The sequence below is a fragment of the Streptomyces sp. ISL-94 genome, assembly GCF_018614075.1.
Lineage (GTDB): Bacteria > Actinomycetota > Actinomycetes > Streptomycetales > Streptomycetaceae > Streptomyces.
The window spans coordinates 1-17,558 of the sequence record NZ_JAGGOZ010000011.1 but is presented as its reverse complement, the minus strand read 5'-3'; the positions used below and the strand labels follow the sequence as shown (position 1 = coordinate 17,558).

Annotated in this window: 11 protein-coding genes and 2 pseudogenes; 6 read left to right on the top strand and 7 right to left on the bottom strand. The window is 71.9% G+C overall.

Annotation, left to right across the window (positions count from 1 at the left end; translation table 11 throughout):
• Both J7E94_RS03655 and J7E94_RS03650 read right to left on the bottom strand, forming a co-directional pair.
• Window positions 1-389, bottom strand: a pseudogene (locus J7E94_RS03655) (IS200/IS605 family accessory protein TnpB-related protein); the annotation flags it as partial.
• 286 nt (window positions 390-675) lie between these two features.
• Window positions 676-1,089: an ATP-binding protein gene (locus J7E94_RS03650; RefSeq protein WP_251056092.1), complete on the bottom strand. Its 414-nt coding sequence runs from the start codon at window positions 1,087-1,089 to the stop codon at window positions 676-678.
• A 164-nt stretch (window positions 1,090-1,253) separates the two neighbouring features.
• Here J7E94_RS03650 and J7E94_RS03645 point away from each other — a divergent pair, with 164 nt between their 5' ends.
• A complete protein-coding gene (locus J7E94_RS03645) occupies window positions 1,254-2,018 on the top strand; it encodes a GntR family transcriptional regulator (protein ID WP_215012249.1) in 765 nt (254 codons plus the stop codon).
• A 71-nt stretch (window positions 2,019-2,089) separates the two neighbouring features.
• Complete coding sequence (locus J7E94_RS03640; RefSeq protein ID WP_215012248.1) at window positions 2,090-5,962, top strand: ABC transporter ATP-binding protein; 3,873 nt, start codon at window positions 2,090-2,092, stop codon at window positions 5,960-5,962.
• Between the two features lie 79 nt (window positions 5,963-6,041).
• Here J7E94_RS03640 and J7E94_RS03635 read toward each other — a convergent pair whose 3' ends face one another.
• Entirely contained in the window at window positions 6,042-6,404 is a 363-nt protein-coding gene (locus tag J7E94_RS03635) for a hypothetical protein (protein ID WP_215012247.1), read from the bottom strand.
• Between the two features lie 232 nt (window positions 6,405-6,636).
• Here J7E94_RS03635 and J7E94_RS03630 point away from each other — a divergent pair, with 232 nt between their 5' ends.
• Entirely contained in the window at window positions 6,637-8,070 is a 1,434-nt protein-coding gene (locus J7E94_RS03630; protein ID WP_215012246.1) for a S28 family serine protease, read from the top strand.
• Window positions 8,071-8,096: 26 nt separating this feature from the next.
• On the opposite strand, the gene J7E94_RS03625 is transcribed toward J7E94_RS03630, so the two are convergent.
• Together J7E94_RS03625 and J7E94_RS03620 are read right to left on the bottom strand one after the other, a co-directional pair.
• Window positions 8,097-9,905, bottom strand: coding sequence for a glycoside hydrolase family 3 N-terminal domain-containing protein (locus J7E94_RS03625; RefSeq protein ID WP_308344491.1), 1,809 nt, complete (start codon window positions 9,903-9,905; stop codon window positions 8,097-8,099).
• Window positions 9,906-10,141: 236 nt separating this feature from the next.
• Window positions 10,142-11,038, bottom strand: coding sequence for a LysR family transcriptional regulator (locus tag J7E94_RS03620; RefSeq protein WP_215012245.1), 897 nt, complete (start codon window positions 11,036-11,038; stop codon window positions 10,142-10,144).
• Between the two features lie 101 nt (window positions 11,039-11,139).
• Here J7E94_RS03620 and J7E94_RS03615 point away from each other — a divergent pair, with 101 nt between their 5' ends.
• Window positions 11,140-12,075, top strand: coding sequence for an EamA family transporter (locus tag J7E94_RS03615; RefSeq protein ID WP_215012244.1), 936 nt, complete (start codon window positions 11,140-11,142; stop codon window positions 12,073-12,075).
• Here J7E94_RS03615 and J7E94_RS03610 read toward each other — a convergent pair.
• Window positions 12,026-12,523: pseudogene (locus J7E94_RS03610) on the bottom strand (GNAT family N-acetyltransferase); the annotation flags it as partial. The gene J7E94_RS03615 and the pseudogene J7E94_RS03610 overlap by 50 nt on opposite strands.
• A gap of 120 nt (window positions 12,524-12,643) precedes the next feature.
• Window positions 12,644-13,174 carry a DUF937 domain-containing protein gene (locus J7E94_RS03605; protein WP_215012240.1) on the bottom strand — a complete coding sequence of 177 codons (531 nt, stop codon included), beginning with the start codon at window positions 13,172-13,174 and terminating at the stop codon, window positions 12,644-12,646.
• 279 nt (window positions 13,175-13,453) lie between these two features.
• Here J7E94_RS03605 and J7E94_RS03600 point away from each other — a divergent pair, with 279 nt between their 5' ends.
• Both J7E94_RS03600 and J7E94_RS03595 read left to right on the top strand, forming a co-directional pair.
• Window positions 13,454-15,700, top strand: coding sequence for an ATP-dependent RecD-like DNA helicase (locus tag J7E94_RS03600; protein WP_215012238.1), 2,247 nt, complete (start codon window positions 13,454-13,456; stop codon window positions 15,698-15,700).
• A gap of 182 nt (window positions 15,701-15,882) precedes the next feature.
• Window positions 15,883-17,172, top strand: a complete 1,290-nt coding sequence (locus J7E94_RS03595; RefSeq protein ID WP_215012237.1) for a citrate synthase — start codon at window positions 15,883-15,885, stop codon at window positions 17,170-17,172.
• Window positions 17,173-17,558 lie beyond the last annotated feature (386 nt).

The following is a 17,558-nucleotide window of genomic DNA, read 5'->3' as shown; positions in this document are numbered from 1 at the left end:
GCACGCTTGCTGCCCTTCTCCCCGACGGGCAGCGACAGCCGGTGTGTGATCGTCTTGACGCCTGCTTCGAGGCTCTGGACGTGCGCTGCCTGGCCGCGCCGGGCGAGTGCCCACTGGTCGTGGGTGGCCTTGGTGATCGCCCCGGCCCACCGCGACGACGAGAGCGCCGCCAGCTCCCGCTTCCGGACCGCCCACGTGTCGCCGGAGTGCTCCAGCCGGTCCGCGCACCGCGTCTTGAGGTCCTTCGAGGCGAGCGAGCCCAGGTGCGCGCCCACCAGGGCCAGCACCTCCTCATCCCCAGCCGTCAAATCCTTCAGCCGGGTCCGTACCGCGACACCCGTGGGCCCGAGCGCGACGAACGGCGCCGACAACTCCCGCAACCCACCCACCACCCAGCACCCACCCCGGTACCGAAAGAACCCATCCCCCGCCCAACGACCACCCCCAACAAAGGTCACCCATTCGATGCAAGAACCACGGACGAGGCACTCACTAATCCACGCCAGAACACACTCAAACCCAGTCACCAGACAGCAGTTCCAACACCTCGCCGCAAATGAGACCGAACCAGCTCCCCGCCGATCAGGGCGGCTCCGCCGCGCCCAGCGGGTACGGCGTGCTGGCCACGGCCCCGCCCGAGAAGAAGAAGGCGGCCAGCACCAGTGAAGCCGCTCCCTACCTCCGGACAGGGACCTCCGCCCAGACGGCCTTGCCGATGCCGTGCCGCCGGGGGCAGCAGCCCCAGCGCTCGGCCAGGGCTGCCACGATCGCGAGCCCGCGCCCCCGCTCGTCCCAGTCCGCCACGACCTGCGGCGTGAGCTTGACGGCGGGCCCCGCGTCGGCGACCTCCACCCGCAGCACCCCGTCGTACCGCGCGAGCCGGACCCCGATGTCCCGCCCCTGCGGTGCGCGGGCGTGCCGTACGGCGTTGGTGACCAGCTCGGAGAGCAGGAGTTCCGCCGTCGCGGCCTGCGCATCGTCCACCTCCCAGAAGGCCAGCTGCTCGCGTACGAGGGTGCGAGCCCGTCCGGGGGCCCGGAGGCTGCGCGGAAGAAGCCAGTAGATCTCGTCGGCCTGCGGCATCGCCATGAGGACACCTCTCTAGAGATAGTCCACCAAGTGAACCACCCGCCCTGTCTCGGGGTCAAGAGGTTCTCTAGAGATAGTCGGCCCTGTCGCCTACTGGACGCGCGCGCCTCCGCTTCGGCGCGATGAGGTGCCTAGGATGACTAGAGATGATCAGGGAGGACCGCATGCCGAGGAACGGCGCCGAACGGCAGCAGGCCAAGTACCAGCGCATCGCTGCCGCGCTGAAGGCCGCCATCGACGCAGGCGAGTACGGTCCCGGCGACCGGCTGCCCGGCGAGAACGACCTCATGGCCACCTACGGCGTCGCCCGCATGACCGCACGGCAGGCGCTCGGCGTGCTCCAGTCCGAGGGGCTGACCGAAGCGCGCAAGGGCGCCGGGGTCTTCGTACGGGAGTTCCGGCTCATCCGGCGTCGTGGGGTTCAGCGGCTCGCCGCTGACGTGTGGGGCGAGGGGCGGTCCATCTGGGCTGCGGACACCGAGGACCGTGACCCGGAGGTCGAGTTCATCGGTGTCACCGAAGAGGCGGCTCCCGATGCCATCGGGACCGTGCTCGGGCTGGCGGCCGGGGCGTCCGCCTGTGTGCGCCGGCGGCGGTTCCTGCTGGACGGGAAGCCCGTCATGGTGGCCACCTCGTACCTCGACGCCGCGCTCGTGGCCGGTACCCCCATCGCGGAGCCCGACAGCGGGCCCGGCGGGATCTACGCCCGGCTCGCCGAGCTGGGCCGCGGGCCCGCCCGGTTCCGGGAGGAGGTCCGGTCGCGGATGCCGGGTGCCGACGAGGCCGCGCGGCTCGGGCTGGCCGCCGGGACGCCGGTCGTGCTCGTCGTGCGGACCGCCTTCGACGCGGACGGCCGTGTGGTCGAGGTCAACGAGATGGTCCTCGACGCTTCGGCCTACGTCCTGGAGTACGAGTTCGACGCCTCCTAGGGGCCCGTCTCCCGAATGGGCCAGGCCGGCTCGCCCCGCTCCGCGGAAACCCGTTCGATTATTGCGGCGGGATGAAATCCGCCGGTCGGGGCGTTGGCGTTTCCGGCAGGACAGGACGAACAACGGGGAGGCACCACGTGACGGCGGCTGGGGAGAAACAGGGCTGGGGCAAGCGGCTGGCCGCCTACACCTGGCGCTACAAGGTCAATGTGCTGCTCGCGCTCGGGTCCTCGCTGGCCGGTATGGCCGTCATGGCGCTCGTGCCGCTCGTCACCAAGGTGATCCTCGACGATGTCATCGGGGACAAGTCCAAGCCCATGGGGCCTTGGGCGGGGATGCTCATAGGCGCGGCCGTCCTCGTCTACGTGCTGACCTACATACGCAGGTACTACGGCGGCCGGCTCGCCCTCGACGTCCAGCACGACCTGCGCACCGACATGTACGACAGCATCACCCGCCTCGACGGGCGGCGCCAGGACGAGCTGTCCACCGGGCAGGTCGTCGGGCGGGCCACCAGCGACCTCCAGCTGATCCAGGGCCTGCTCTTCATGCTGCCGATGACCATCGGCAACTTCCTGCTGTTCGGGATATCCCTCGGCATCATGCTGGCGCTGTCCCCGCTGCTGACCCTCGTCGCGCTGCTGATGGCCCCCGCCCTCTGGTTCATCGCCAAGCGCAGCCGCAAGAAGCTCTTCCCCGCCACCTGGTACGCCCAGAGCCAGGCCGCCGCCGTCGCGACCGTCGTCGACGGCGCCGTGACCGGCGTCCGCGTCGTCAAGGGCTTCGGGCAGGAGGAGCAGGAGACCGCCAAACTGCGCACCGCCGGCCGCGGGCTCTTCGCCGGGCGGATGCGGAGCATCCGGCTCAACTCGCGCTACACCCCCGCCCTCCAGGCCGTTCCCGCCCTCGGACAGGTCGCCATGCTGGCGCTCGGCGGCTGGATGGCCACCCGGGGGCAGGTCACCCTCGGCACCTTCGTCGCCTTCTCCACCTACCTCGCCCAGCTCGTCGGCCCCGTCCGCATGCTCGCCATGGTCCTCACCGTCGGCCAGCAGGCCCGCGCCGGCGTCGAGCGGGTCTTCGAGCTCATCGACACCGAGCCCGTGATCCAGGAGGGCGCACACGAGCTGCCCGCCGACGCGCCCGCGACCGTCGAGTTCGACGACGTCCGCTTCGGATACGACCCCGAGCGGCCCGTCCTCGACGGGTTCTCGCTCTCCCTCGCGGAGGGGGAGACCATCGCCGTCGTCGGATCCTCCGGCAGCGGGAAGTCCACCCTCGCGCTCCTCCTGCCCCGCTTCTACGACGCCGACCACGGCGCCGTCCGCGTCGGCGGCCACGACGTCCGCGAGCTGACCTACACCTCCCTGCGCGACGCCATCGGGCTGGTGCCCGAGGACTCCTTCCTCTTCTCCGACACCATCCGCGCCAACCTCGCCTACGGGCACCCCGAGGCCGGCGAGGAGCAGATACGCGCCGCCGCCCGCGCCGCGCAGGCGGAGGGGTTCATCGAGGCGCTGCCCGCCGGGTACGACACCAAGGTCGGCGAGCAGGGGCTCACCCTCTCCGGCGGCCAGCGCCAGCGCATCGCCCTCGCCCGCGCCATCCTCACCGACCCCCGGCTGCTCCTCCTCGACGACGCCACCTCCGCCGTCGACGCCCGCGTCGAGCACGAGATCCACGAGGCGCTGCGGTCCGTCATGGCCGGCCGCACCACCCTCCTCATCGCCCACCGCCGCTCCACCCTCGCGCTCGCCGACCGGATCGCCGTACTCGAACACGGGCGGCTCGCCGACATCGGCACGCACGAGGAGCTGGAGCGCAGGTCGCCCCTGTACCGGCGGCTGCTCACCGACCCGGACGCCCTCGGGGCCGGCTCGCCGCGCACCCCCGACGCGGCGGCCGCGATGGCCGAGTTCGAGCGCGACATCGAGCGGGACATCGAGCTCGAAGCCGAGATCGACTCCGAACCCGTCAACGCCAAGCGACGGGTCGCGGGCGGGATCACCCCCGAGCTGTGGCGGCGCCAGGACGAGTCCGACCGCGCCGGCGCCCCCGGCGTGCCGGCGGCGGTCCCCGGCATGCCGGCCACCCCCGAACTCCTCGCCCAGGTGGCCGCACTGCCGCCCGCCGACGACACCCCCGACGTGGACGAGGCACGTGCCTCGGCCGCCGAGGACAGCTACGGCCTGCGCCGGCTGCTCCACGGTTTCTGGGCGCCGCTCGGCATCAGCCTCGGCCTCGTCGCCGTCGACGCCGGCTCCGGACTGCTGCTGCCGATCCTGATCCGGCACGGCATCGACCAGGGCGTGGAGCAGGCCGCGCTCGGCGCCGTCTGGGTGGCCGCGGGGCTCGCCCTCGCCGTGGTCGTCGCACAGTGGGCCGCGCAGGTCGCCGAGACCCGGATGACGGGCCGCACCGGCGAGCGCGTGCTGTACGCGCTGCGCGTCAAGATCTTCGCCCAGCTCCAGCGCCTCGGCCTCGACTACTACGAGCGCGAGCTGACCGGCAAGATCATGACCCGGATGACCACCGACGTGGACGCCCTGTCCAGCTTCCTGCAGACCGGGCTCGTCACCGCCGTCGTCTCCGTCTTCACCTTCTTCGGCATCCTGATCGCCCTGCTCGTCCTCGACGTCGAGCTCGCGCTGATCGTCTTCGCCACCCTGCCCGTGCTGGTGCTCGGCACGATCGTCTTCCGCCGCAAGTCGGTCGCCGCGTACGAACTCGCCCGCGACCGGGTCGGCCTGGTCAACGCCGACCTCCAGGAGTCCGTCGCCGGGCTCCGCATCGTCCAGGCCTTCCGCCGCGAGCGTTCCGGAGCCGTCCGCTTCGCGGAGCGCAGCGACTCGTACCGCGCCGCCCGGGTCCGCGGGCAGTGGCTGATATCGGTCTACTTCCCCTTCGTCCAGCTGCTGTCCTCGGGCGCCGCCGCCGCCGTGCTGATCGTCGGCGCGGGCCGGGTGGAGGCCCAGACGCTCACCACCGGCGCGCTGGTCGCGTACCTGCTCTACATCGACCTGTTCTTCGCCCCCGTCCAGCAGCTCTCCCAGGTCTTCGACGGCTACCAGCAGGCGACCGTCTCCCTCGGCCGCATCCAGGGGCTGCTGCGCGAGCCGACCACCACCCCGCGCGCCGCCGACCCCATGGGTGTTCCGGAGCTGCGCGGGGAGATCGCCTTCGAGAACGTCCGCTTCCGGTACGCGACCGCCGAGTCGCGGGGGGAGCCGCGCGGGCAGGAAGCCGAGGCGCTGGCCGGCATCACCCTGCGGATACCCGCGGGCCAGACCGTCGCCTTCGTCGGCGAGACCGGAGCCGGCAAGTCCACGCTGGTCAAGATGGTGGCCCGGTTCTACGATCCGACCTCCGGCCGGATCACCGCCGACGGCGCCGACCTGCGGGAGCTCGACCTGACGGCGTACCGCCACCGCCTGGGCGTCGTCCCGCAGGAGCCCTACCTCTTCCCGGGGACCGTCCGGGACGCCATCGCCTACGGGCGGCCCGAGGCGAGCGACGCCGAGGTGGAGGCGGCCGCCCGCGCGGTCGGCGCCCACGACATGGTCGCCACCCTCGACGGCGGCTACCTGCACACCGTCGCCGAGCGCGGCCGCAACCTCTCCGCCGGTCAGCGCCAGCTGATCGCGCTGGCCCGCGCCGAGCTCGTCGACCCGGACGTGCTGCTGCTCGACGAGGCCACCGCCGCCCTCGACCTGGCCACGGAAGCCCAGGTCAACCAGGCCACCGACCGGCTCGCCGGCAAGCGCACCACCCTCGTGGTGGCCCACCGGCTGACCACGGCTGCCCGCGCGGACCGGGTCGTGGTCATGGACCGCGGCCGGGTCGTGGAGGACGGTACCCACGCCGAACTCCTGGAGCGCGGCGGCCGCTACGCCGAGCTGTGGCGTACCTTCGCCGGGGAGGACGAGCCCGCCGCCGCTGCGTGAGCCCTGCGGGGGGTGCCGTCCCGGCGGTCCGGCTCCTTGCCCGCCGCAACCTTCCGGCAGGCCCGGGAGTCGTACGTGCCTACACACGTTGTACGTACGACCGATCGGGGGGCAGGGTGTTGGAGGGGTTGAGGGGGTGCGGCCGGCGGGCCGCGCCGCTGGGGGTGTTCGCGGCGGCGCTGTGGCTCTGTGCCGGCGGTCTGTTCGCGGCGCCGTCCGCGTATGCGGCGCATGCGGCGTATCCGGCCCAGGCGACGCAGGCGGCGCAGCCCGCACGGACCGCGCCGGGGATGCAGCCGGCCGGCGCCGGCTGCGGGGGCCGGCTGGCCCGGACGCTGCCGTTCGACTCGGGCGAGGTGCGCGTGTACAGGAGCCGCACCCAGGCCTGCGCGATGGCCGTGGCCCGCGTTCCCGGGGAGCGGCGCCAGATGACGGTGAGCATTCAGCCGCGCGGCGGGGCCCCGGTCCGCGACATCGGGCGATTCACCCGATATGCCGGTCCTGTCACCGTCGGGGTGATCAACCGCTGTGTGTATGTAAAGGGGAGTGTGGGGACCGGATCTGCCGAGTCCGGCTGGATCCTGTGCTGAGGGTGAGGCCCAACTAGGTCTGTTCAGCAGTGCGTTGACCCCGCTAGGTTCACGGCGACCGAAGTGAACTCAAGGGGAGGGTGAATGCGCAAGACGCTCGGATGGCTGCTGTCGCTCGTGGTGCTGATCGGCACCACGGGTGCGGCCGGCTTCACGGCACAAGCGGCCACCGCCGCGCAGCCGGCGGCCGCCACGGACATCAAGGACCAGATCCTCGGCATCCCGGGGATGAGCCTGATCGAGGAGAAGCCGTACCCCGGTTACCGCTTCTTCGTACTGAACTACGAGCAGCCGGTCGACCACCGGCAGCCGTGGAAGGGCACCTTCAAGCAGCGCCTGACCCTTCTGCACAAGGACGTCTCGCGGCCGACGGTGTTCTTCACCTCCGGCTACAACGTCAACACCAACCCGCGCCGCAGTGAGCCGACGACCATCGTCGACGGCAACCAGGTGTCGCTGGAGTATCGATTCTTCACGCCCTCCCGCCCCGACCCCGCCAACTGGGCGAACCTGGACATATGGCAGGCCGCCAGCGACCAGCACCGCATCTTCACCGCCCTGAAGAAGATCTACACCAAGAACTGGCTGGCCACGGGCGGCAGCAAGGGCGGCATGACGGCGACGTACTACGAGCGCTTCTACCCGCGCGACATGGACGGCGTCGTCGCGTACGTCGCGCCCAACGACGTCGTCAACACCGAGGACTCGGCCTACGACCGGTTCTTCGCCAAGGTCGGCACCAAGGAGTGCCGCGACAAGCTGAACGCGGTCCAGCGCGAGGCCCTCGTACGCCGGGAGCCGCTGGAGGCCAAGTACGCGGCCGCCGCCGCCGAGAACGGCTGGACCTTCACCACCGTCGGCAACCTCGACAAGGCCTACGAGGCCGTCGTGCTCGACTACGTGTGGGCCTTCTGGCAGTACAGCCTGCTCGCGGACTGCGCCGCCATCCCGACCGCCGCCACCGCCTCCGACCAGGAGATCTGGGACACGGTCGACGCGATCTCCGGCTTCTCCGCCTACGCCGACCAGGGCCTGGAGACGTACACGCCGTACTACTACCAGGCCGGTACGCAGCTCGGTTCCCCGGACATCCAGCAGCCGCACCTGGCCGGCCTGAGCCGCTACGGCTACCAGCCGCCGCGCAACTTCGTGCCCCGCGACATCCCCATGACCTTCCAGCCGGCGGCCATGCGGGACGTGGACAACTGGGTCCGTAAGAACGCCCACCAGATGCTCTTCGTCTACGGGCAGAACGACCCGTGGGGCGCCGAGCCGTTCCACCTCGGCTACGGGGTGCGCGACAGCTACGTGATGATCGCGCCGGGCGCCAACCACGGTGCGAACGTGGCCAAGCTCCTGGACGGCGAGAAGGCCCTCGCGACCGCGAAGATCCTCCAGTGGGCCGGGGTGGCCCCGGCCGCCGCGCTCGCCGACGCGGGCCGGGCGGCGCCGCTGGCGGCGCCGGACGCGCAGCTCGACCAGGTCGACCTGGAGCGTGAGCCGCAGCTGCGGCCGTAATGCCCCGCGAGGCCGCGGGCTGACGCCTAGTAGGTCAGCCCGTGGCCCAGCGGGTAGCGGCCCGGCACCGGGACCGGGAGGCGGCCGGACGGGCGCACCGCACCGGTGAGCACCCGGGCCGCCGCCCGCATCTCCACGTCCGTCCAGGAGTACGTCGCCACCTCCGCCGCGCAGGCCGGCAGGCGGGCCGGGTCGTAGGGGTTGCGGATGGCCACCACGATCACCGGGACGCCGGTCGCGACGAGCTCCGCCACCAGGGTGCGCTGCGGACTGTCCCCCTCCGGGACGTTGTACGTGCACACCAGCACCGCCGCGTGACCGGCCGCGGCCGCCACCGCCCGGTCGGGCGCCGCCGCCGTGGCCCGGCAGCCCAGCGCGGTCAGCTCCCGGGCCAGCACAGCCGTCGGGGGCCCCGTGGTGCCGCTGGGGGAGGCCGGGTCCGTGCCGGTGACCAGCAGCCGGGGCCGGGCCGAGGCGTCCAGCGGCAGCAGCTTGGCGGGGTTGGCCAGCACGGTCGTCGTGGCGGCCGCGATCGCGTCGGCGGCCTTCAGGTGCTCCGGGATGCCGACGGTGGCGTCCACCCCCGCGGCCGTGGGAGCGGCCCCGTCGAACAGGCCCCGGCGGGCCTTCAGTTCCAGGATCCGCAGCACCGACTCCTCGATCCGCTCCTGCGTCAGCTCGCCCGCCTCGACGGCCGCCAGCACGCTGCGGTGCGCGAGCCCCAGGTCCGGCGGGTTCAGCAGCTGGTCGCAGCCGGCCAGCAGGGCCAGCACCGGGACCCGGTCGTCGCCGTACTTCTGCCGGACCCCGGCCATGTCGAGGGCGTCGGTCACCACCACCCCCCGGAAGCCCAGGCGTTGGCGCAGGATCCCGGTGACGATGGGCCGCGAGAGGGTCGCCGGGTCCCCGGAGGGGTCGAGCGCCGGGAAGACGATGTGCGCCGTCATGACGGCGTCCACCCCCGCCTCCACCGCGGCCCGGAACGGCGGTTCGTCCAGCTTCTCCCAGACGGCCCGGGTATGCCGCATCACCGGCAGCCCGACATGGCTGTCGGTCTCGGTGTCCCCGTGGCCCGGGAAGTGCTTGGCGGTGGCGGCCACCCCGGCGCCCTGGTAGCCGCGGACCTGGGCCGCGACCAGGGCCGCCACCGCGTGCGGGTCGGCGCCGAAGGACCGTACGCCGATGACCGGATTGGCCGGGTTGACGTTGACGTCGGCCACCGGCGCGTAGTCCTGCCGGATCCCCATGGCCGCGAGCTCCGCTCCGGCGATGCGCGCGGCCCGGCGGGCATCGGAGGTCGAGCCGCGGGCCCCGAGCGCCATCGCCCCCGGGAGCAGGGTCGCCGGTTTGCCGATGCGGGCGATGATGCCGTGCTCCTGGTCGGTGGAGAGCAGCAGCGGGATCCCGGCGCCCGTTGCCAGGGCGGCCCGCTGGAGGCCGGCCGAGAGCTCGGCGATCTGGTGCGGGGTACGGGTGTTGTGGGCCCAGGCGAAGTAGATGATCCCGCCGAGGTGGTAGCGGGAGACCAGCTCGGCGGCGGTGCGCACTCCGAACAGCGACTGGTTGTGCTCGGCGTCGGCCGGGTCGGGGTCGGTCGCTGAATGCCCGTACGCCCGGGACACGAAGAGCTGCCCGACCTTCTCGGCGAGGCTCATCGCGTCCACCAGGCGGCGCAGCCGCGCCCGGTCGGGATGGCGGCCGGGCACGAGGTCCCCGGGGCGCCCGTCGTCGGGGGCGCGGCTGATCCCCACGGCGGCGCAGGAGGCCCCGGCGGCCGTGACGGCGGCCATGGCGGCGGCGGCGAGCAGGGTCCGGCGGGAGGTGTGGTTCGGCACGCGCCGGACCCTACTGCCGGGCCGGGGCCGGGGAGCACCGGACACTCGGGAGGTCCCCCGGATGACACCCCTGGGGCGGCGCGCAGGGGCCGCATCCGCAAGGCCGCGTCGCACGGGGCCGCATCCGCAGGGCCGCGTCGCACGGCGCCGCCCGGCGCAGGGCCGCCGCTCAGAGCGGGGGGTGCCTCCCCGCGCGTACCGCCGCTCCTTCACGCAGACGCCCGCCGTCAGCGCTGTCAGCGGTTCCAGTGCTGCTGAAGGGTCCGGACGGCCTCGGTGATCGCGGGCCGGCGGGCCGCCCCCGTCCGCCACAGGGCGTACAGCCGGCGTACGGGCCCCGGTTCCAGCGGCACCGCCACCGCGCCGGGCGGCAGCCCGCCCGTGCCCAGCCGGGGGACCACCGCCACCCCGAGCCCGGCCGCGACCAGCGCGACGATGGTGTGGTTCTCCTCCGCCACGTGCGCGATGTCAGGCTCGAAGCCGGCCGTGCGCAGGGTGCGGACCAGCCAGTCGTGGCAGACCCGCCCGGGCGGCTGGCACACCCACCGCTCACCGCCGAGGTCGGCGCGGCGGATGACCTGCCGCGTGGTGAACGGGTGCCCCTCGGGAACGACCAGGTCGCAGAGGTCGTCCCCGATCACCGCCTGCTCGATGCCCTCGGGGGCGGGCAGCGGCGCGATGTCCCAGTCGTGGGCCACCGCGAGATCGGTGACGCCCCGGGCCACCAGGTCCACCGACAGGTGCGGATCCACCTCGGTGAGGCGTACGTCCAGTGCCGGATGGCGGCGGGCCAGATCGGCCAGCACCGCCGGCAGCAGCCCGCGCGCCGCCGAGGCGAAGGCGGCCACGGTCAGCAGGCCGCTCGGCTGCCCGCGGCGCTCCTCCAGGGTGGTCTCGGCGCGCTCCACGATCGCCAGCAGCTCCCGGGCGGTATCGGCCAGGTGCCGGGCCTCCTCGGTCAGGGCGACCCCGCGGCCGCGCCGCTCCAGCAGGGTGGTGCGGGTCTCCCGCTCCAGCTTGGAGATCTGCTGCGAGACCGCGGAGGGCGTGTAGCCGAGGGCGGCCGCGGCGCCCGCGACCGAGCCGTGGACGGAGACGGCGTGCAGGGCGCGCAGCCGGGCGAGATCGAGCATGTCCTCATCGTGGCACCCCTGATCACCGGTAAGCAATGCTTCATCCATCCCGGAAGGGATCCGCGCTGGTGCTACATGCCCGGGGCGCCGATGCTCGGATCATGCGTCCCGTACACACCGCTCTCGCCGTGCTCGTCGCAGCCGTCTGGGGCGTCAACTTCGTCGTCATCGAGATCGGGCTCGGCCACTTCCCGCCGCTGCTCCTGTCCGCCCTGCGCTTCCTCGTCGCCGCCCTGCCCGCCGTGTTCTTCGTCGGGCGCCCCAAGGTCGCCTGGAAGTGGATCCTCGGGGTCGGGGCGGCCCTGGGCATCGCCAAGTTCGGCCTGCTCTTCACGGGCATGGCCGCCGGGATGCCGGCCGGGCTGTCCTCCCTCGTGCTCCAGATCCAGGCCGTCTTCACCGCAGTCCTCGCCGCCGTCGTCCTGCGCGAACGGCCGGGCCGGGTAAGGCTGCTGGGCATGGGCGTGGCGCTCGCCGGGATCGGGGTCGCCGCCGCGGACCGCGGGATCTCCGGGCCGGTGACCGGATTCGTGCTGGTCGTCGCGGCCGCCGCCTGCTGGGGCGTCTCCAACGTCCTGACCCGCAAGGCCTCCCCGCCCGACGCGCTGAACTTCATGGTGTGGGTGTGCACGGTGCCGGTGCTGCCGCTGTTCGCGCTCTCGCTCCTGCTGGAGGGGCCGGAGCGGGACCTGGCCGCGCTGCGGGCCCTGGACTGGTCCGGGGTGGCCGTCATCGGCTACGTCGCCTGGATCTCCACCGTCTTCGGCTTCGGCGCCTGGGGCTACCTGCTGCGCCGCTACCCGGCCTCGTCGGTGGCGCCGTTCTCGCTGCTGGTCCCGGTCTTCGGGATGTCCTCGGCGGCCCTGGTGCTGGGGGAGTCCGTCTCGGGACTGCGCTGGCTGGCGGCCGTGCTCCTGGTCGGCGGGGTCGCGCTCACCACGCCGGCCCCCGCGCGCGCTGCGAACCGTACGGGGGTCGGTTCGGGCGTCAGCGCGGGGAGTGCTCCTGCAACGGCAGCCGCCAGTCCTGCCCGGTGAGGGCGACCCCGTACGAGCGGTGCGGGCGCTCGGCGACCAGGGTGAAGCCGGCGCGCAAGTAGAGCGAACGGGCCGAGGTCAGCACGTCGTTGGTCCACAGCACCAGCTCGCGGTAGCCCACCGAGCGGGCGAAGGCGACGACGGCGTCGACGAGCAGGGTGCCGATGCCGTGGCCGCGGCCCTCCGGGTCCACGAGGAGCAGCCGCAGCCGCGCGGTACGGGGCGCGCCGTCCTCCCGTACGCACATCACCGAGCCGACCGGGCGGCCGTCCAGCTCGGCGATCCAGACCCGCTCCAGATACGGGTCGTGGTCCTCGGCGAAGTCCGCGACGATCCGGGCCACGAGGCCCTCGAACTCCGCGTTCCAGCCGTATTCGGCGGCGTAGAGCGCGCCGTGCCGCTGCACGATCCAGCCCAGCTCGCCGGGCTCGGGATCCCGCAGGCGCACCGGGCCGGCGGGAGCGTCCTTGGGCGTGTCCATGGCGTCCGAGGATAGCGCGGGGCGGCGCCGGGGGACGGCTCGTACGCCCCGGCCCGCCCTTCGCCCGTACGTGTTGCTTCTTGCGTCCTACCTCTTGCCGCCGAGGATCTGGCCCAGCAGGTCGCCGAGGCCGCCGCCCTCCGCCGCGCCGGAGGCCGGTTCGCCCGACGCCCTCGGGGCACCGGCGCCCGCGCCCTTGCCGGCGGCCGCGCGTTTCGCGAAGACGGCCAGCAGGGCCGGGATCAGCATCTCGATGACCCGGGCGATGGTGGGGGCGGGGATGCCGGTCTTCTTCGAGACGGCGTTGGCCACGGGCTTGCTCACCTTGGCGAGCACCCCGGCCATCATCCCGCCGCCGAGCAGGCCGCCCAGGCCGCCGAACGTCGACACGCCCTGGAGCGGCGGCTGCGCCACCTCCGCGAAGGCCTGCCGGACCTCCACTCCGTCGTCGTCATCGGCGTCGGCCTTCTGCTGGAGGTCGCCGGTCATGGCGCCGACCGTCTGCGCGACGGTCGCGCGGGCGCCGTCGGCGTCGGTGCCGAGCAGCCCCGCGATCTCGGACAGCCTGTCGTCGCCGAGCTCGCCCAGCACCTCGTCCTGGAATGAAGATTCGCTCATGCCGGAAACGCTACGTCTGCACCGATTTAGCGGCACCTCGGATGGCCGTTGGGTAATGGAAAAGCAAAGCTGTGGATCCCGGTGCAACCCTCCACGGGGATTGCGGGTCGTATGGTGCGTCGGCACTTCCGGGAGGGGATCTGGGGGGATCGGGAAGTCCGACACGGGAGGGGTAACCGTGAGGGGGTCCGGTCGCGAGGCCGGACCCCTTTCTCGTTCTCCCGCCCCGGTTGTCCACAGGGCTGACGCGCTGTCGGACCCAGACGGTAACTTCGGCACATGGCAACCAACGGGGCTGTGCAACTGGCGGTGGTCGAGGGGGTGCTCGAGCGCATCACCTACGCCAACGAGGACAGCGGGTACACTGTCGCCCGCGTCGACACCGGCCGCGGCGCGGGAGACCTGCTGACGGTCGTCGGCGCCCTGCTCGGCGCCCAGCCCGGCGAGTCGCTGCGCATGGAGGGCCGCTGGGGCTCCCACCCGCAGTACGGCAGGCAGTTCACCGTGGAGAACTACCGCACCGTCCTGCCCGCCACCATCCAGGGCATACGCCGCTACCTCGGGTCCGGCCTGATCAAGGGCATCGGCCCCAAGATCGCCGAGCGCATCGTGGACCACTTCGGCACCGACACCCTGGACGTGATCGAGGGCGAGCCGAAGCGGCTGATCGAGGTACCCGGGCTCGGCCCCAAGCGCACGAAGCTGATCGGCGCCGCCTGGGAGGAGCAGAAGGCCATCAAGGAGGTCATGGTCTTCCTCCAGGGCGTCGGCGTCTCCACCTCCATCGCGGTGCGCATCTACAAGAAGTACGGCGACGCCTCCATCTCGGTGGTGAAGAACCAGCCCTACCGGCTCGCCGCCGACGTCTGGGGCATCGGCTTCCTCACCGCCGACCGCATCGCCCAGGCCGTGGGCATCCCGCACGACAGCCCCGAGCGGGTCAAGGCCGGGCTCCAGTACGCCCTGTCCCAGTCCACCGACCAGGGGCACTGCTTCCTCCCCGAGGAGAGGCTCATCGCCGACGGGGTCAAGCTGCTCCAGGTGGACACCGGGCTGGTCATCGAGTGCCTGGCCGAGCTCGCCGCCGACCCGGAGGGAGTCGTACGGGAATCCGTGCCGGACCCGCAGGGCGGTCCGGACCCGCTGACCGCCGTGTACCTGGTGCCCTTCCACCGGGCCGAGCTGTCGCTGGTCGGGCAGGTGCGGCGGCTGCTGCGCGCCGAGGACGACCGGATGCCGGGCTTCCAGGACGTGGACTGGGACAAGGCGCTGGGCTGGCTCGCCGGGCGGACCGGGGCCACTCTCGCCCCCGAGCAGCGGGACGCGGTCAAGCTGGCGCTCACCTGCCGGGTCGCCGTCCTCACCGGTGGGCCCGGCTGCGGGAAGTCCTTCACGGTGCGCTCGATCGTCGAGCTGGCCCGGGCCAAGAAGGCCAAGGTGGTGCTGGCCGCGCCCACCGGCCGGGCGGCGAAGCGGCTGGCCGAGCTCACCGGGGCCGAGGCCTCCACGGTGCACCGGCTGCTGGAGCTCAAGCCGGGCGGGGACGCGGCGTACGACCGCGAGCGGCCGCTGGACGCCGACCTGGTCGTGGTCGACGAGGCCTCGATGCTGGACCTGCTGCTGGCGAACAAGCTGGTCAAGGCCGTGGCACCGGGTGCTCACCTGCTGCTGGTGGGGGATGTGGACCAGCTGCCGTCGGTCGGCGCCGGGGAGGTGCTGAGGGACCTGCTGGCAGAGGGCGGCCCGGTGCCCGCCGTCCGGCTGACCCGGATCTTCCGGCAGGCCCAGCAGTCGGGCGTGGTCACCAATGCCCACCGGATCAACACCGGGGTGCCGCCGATTACGGACGGGCTGCCGGACTTCTTCCTCTTCCCCGAGGAGGACACCGAGGCGGCCGGAGTGCTCGCCGTGGACGTGGCGGCCCGGAGGATTCCGGCCAGATTCGGGCTTGACCCGCGCCGGGACGTCCAGGTGCTCGCGCCCATGCACCGGGGCCCGGCCGGTGCCGGAAACCTCAACGGCCTGCTCCAGCAGGCCATGACGCCCGCCCGGCCGGACCTGCCGGAGAAGCGGTTCGGCGGCCGGGTCTTCCGGGTGGGCGACAAGGTCACCCAGATCCGGAACAACTATGAGAAGGGGGCCAACGGTGTCTTCAACGGCACGGTCGGTGTGGTCACCGGGCTCGACCTCGACGAACAGCGCCTGACGGTCCGGACGGAGGAGGACGAGGAGATCGGGTACGAGTTCTCCGAGCTCGACGAGCTGGCGCACGCGTACGCCGTCACCATCCACCGCTCCCAGGGGAGCGAATATCCGGCCGTCGTGATCCCGGTCACCACCGGCGCTTGGATGATGCTCCAGCGAAATCTGCTCTACACGGCGGTGACCAGGGCGAAGAAACTGGTCGTCCTGGTCGGGTCCCGCAAGGCCCTCGGCCAGGCGGTGCGTACCGTTTCCGCAGGCAGGAGGTACACGGCGGTGGCTCCCAGGCTGTCCGGCCGGATACCGGTGGGAAACATCACCTAAATGATCGATCATTTGGGGTTCCACCACCGGTGCGGAGGGGGCAGGATGAGCAGCTTGACGGCACTGAGTGCCGTCAAAAGCACCAAAGGCCGACCCCGAGTGCACTCTCCTGCGCCAAATGGGGGAAGGTAGAGGCAGTCAGGGCACCTCGAAGAAGAGGCACTACGTCGGTGAGGGATGACGTGAGCGACAACTCTGTAGTACTCCGGTACGCGGACGGTGAATACACCTACCCGGTGGTCGAGAGCACCGTCGGTGACCAGGGCTTCGACATCTCGAAGCTGAGGGCCCAGACCGGGCTCGTCACGCTGGACAGCGGCTACGGAAACACCGCGGCCTACAAGTCCGCGATTACCTACCTCGACGGCGAGCAGGGCATCCTGCGCTACCGCGGTTACCCGATCGAGCAGCTGGCCGAGCGTTCGACCTTCATCGAGGTCGCGTACCTGCTGATCAACGGTGAGCTGCCGACCGTCGACCAGCTCGCGTCGTTCCGCAACGACATCACCCAGCACACGCTGCTGCACGAGGACGTCAAGCGCTTCTACGACGGCTTCCCGCGCGACGCGCACCCGATGGCGATGCTGTCCTCCGTGGTCAGCGCGCTGTCGACGTTCTACCAGGACAGCCACAACCCGTTCGACGAGACGCAGCGCAACCTCTCGACGATCCGGCTGCTGGCCAAGCTTCCGACGATCGCGGCCTACGCGTACAAGAAGTCGGTCGGCCACCCGGTGGTCTACCCGCGCAACGACCTCGGCTACGTCGAGAACTTCCTGCGCATGACCTTCTCCGTGCCGGCCCAGGAGTACGACCTGGACCCGGTCGTGGTCTCGGCGCTCGACAAGCTGCTGATCCTGCACGCGGACCACGAGCAGAACTGCTCGACCTCCACCGTGCGTCTGGTCGGCTCCTCGCAGGCGAACATGTTCGCCTCGATCTCGGCCGGCATCTCCGCGCTGTGGGGCCCGCTGCACGGCGGCGCCAACCAGTCCGTCCTGGAGATGCTGGAAGGCATCAAGAACGACGGCGGCGACGTCGACGCCTTCATCCGCAAGGTGAAGAACAAGGAAGACGGCGTCCGCCTGATGGGCTTCGGACACCGCGTCTACAAGAGCTTCGACCCGCGGGCGAAGATCATCAAGGCGGCGGCGCACGATGTCCTCTCGGCGCTCGGCAAGAGCGACGAGCTGCTCGACATCGCGCTGAAGCTGGAAGAGCACGCGCTGGCCGACGAGTACTTCGTCGAGCGCAACCTCTACCCGAACGTGGACTTCTACACCGGCCTGATCTACCGGGCCATGGGCTTCCCGACCGAGATGTTCACCGTGCTCTTCGCGATCGGCCGCCTTCCCGGCTGGATCGCCCAGTGGCACGAGATGATCAAGGAGCCGGGTTCCCGCATCGGCCGCCCGCGCCAGATCTACACCGGCGAGGTCCTGCGCGACTTCGTCCCGGTCGAGGCCCGCTGACCCGAGGCTCTCTTTCGCGCGTACGAAAAGCGCCCCGCCGTCGATCCCCCCACGGGTCGACGGTCGGGGCGCTTTCCTTTCCCCGGAACGGATTCCCCCCACGGGACCCGCGCCGGGGCGTCGGTGTGTGCCGGGACCCGTTCGGGTCGGGAAGGCCGCTCAAAGCTTCCCGCGGGCACGTATCCCGGCCGGCCGATGCCCCCGGACGTCCCCCAAGACCTCCGTGGAACGTCCCCCAAGACGTTCCTGGCACCGCCCCATTAGACCCGTGGTGACCCCGGATGGTTACGTTGCGATCACTGTGATCTGCGTCTCCCGTGAAGGAAACGTGTGCACGGTGAGGAGGAGATCCACTAGTGCTGTGACCGGAAAGGTTTGCCGGGGCG

Coding starts and splice junctions, on each gene's coding strand:
- J7E94_RS03650 (WP_251056092.1), bottom strand. CDS start 1,089: ATGGCGATGCCGCAGGCCGACGAGATCTACTGGCTTCTTCCGCGCAGC.
- J7E94_RS03645 (WP_215012249.1), top strand. CDS start 1,254: ATGCCGAGGAACGGCGCCGAACGGCAGCAGGCCAAGTACCAGCGCATC.
- J7E94_RS03640 (WP_215012248.1), top strand. CDS start 2,090: ATGAAATCCGCCGGTCGGGGCGTTGGCGTTTCCGGCAGGACAGGACGA.
- J7E94_RS03635 (WP_215012247.1), bottom strand. CDS start 6,404: ATGCTCACCGTCATCTGGCGCCGCTCCCCGGGAACGCGGGCCACGGCC.
- J7E94_RS03630 (WP_215012246.1), top strand. CDS start 6,637: ATGCGCAAGACGCTCGGATGGCTGCTGTCGCTCGTGGTGCTGATCGGC.
- J7E94_RS03620 (WP_215012245.1), bottom strand. CDS start 11,038: ATGCTCGATCTCGCCCGGCTGCGCGCCCTGCACGCCGTCTCCGTCCAC.
- J7E94_RS03615 (WP_215012244.1), top strand. CDS start 11,140: ATGCGTCCCGTACACACCGCTCTCGCCGTGCTCGTCGCAGCCGTCTGG.
- J7E94_RS03605 (WP_215012240.1), bottom strand. CDS start 13,174: ATGAGCGAATCTTCATTCCAGGACGAGGTGCTGGGCGAGCTCGGCGAC.
- J7E94_RS03600 (WP_215012238.1), top strand. CDS start 13,454: ATGGCAACCAACGGGGCTGTGCAACTGGCGGTGGTCGAGGGGGTGCTC.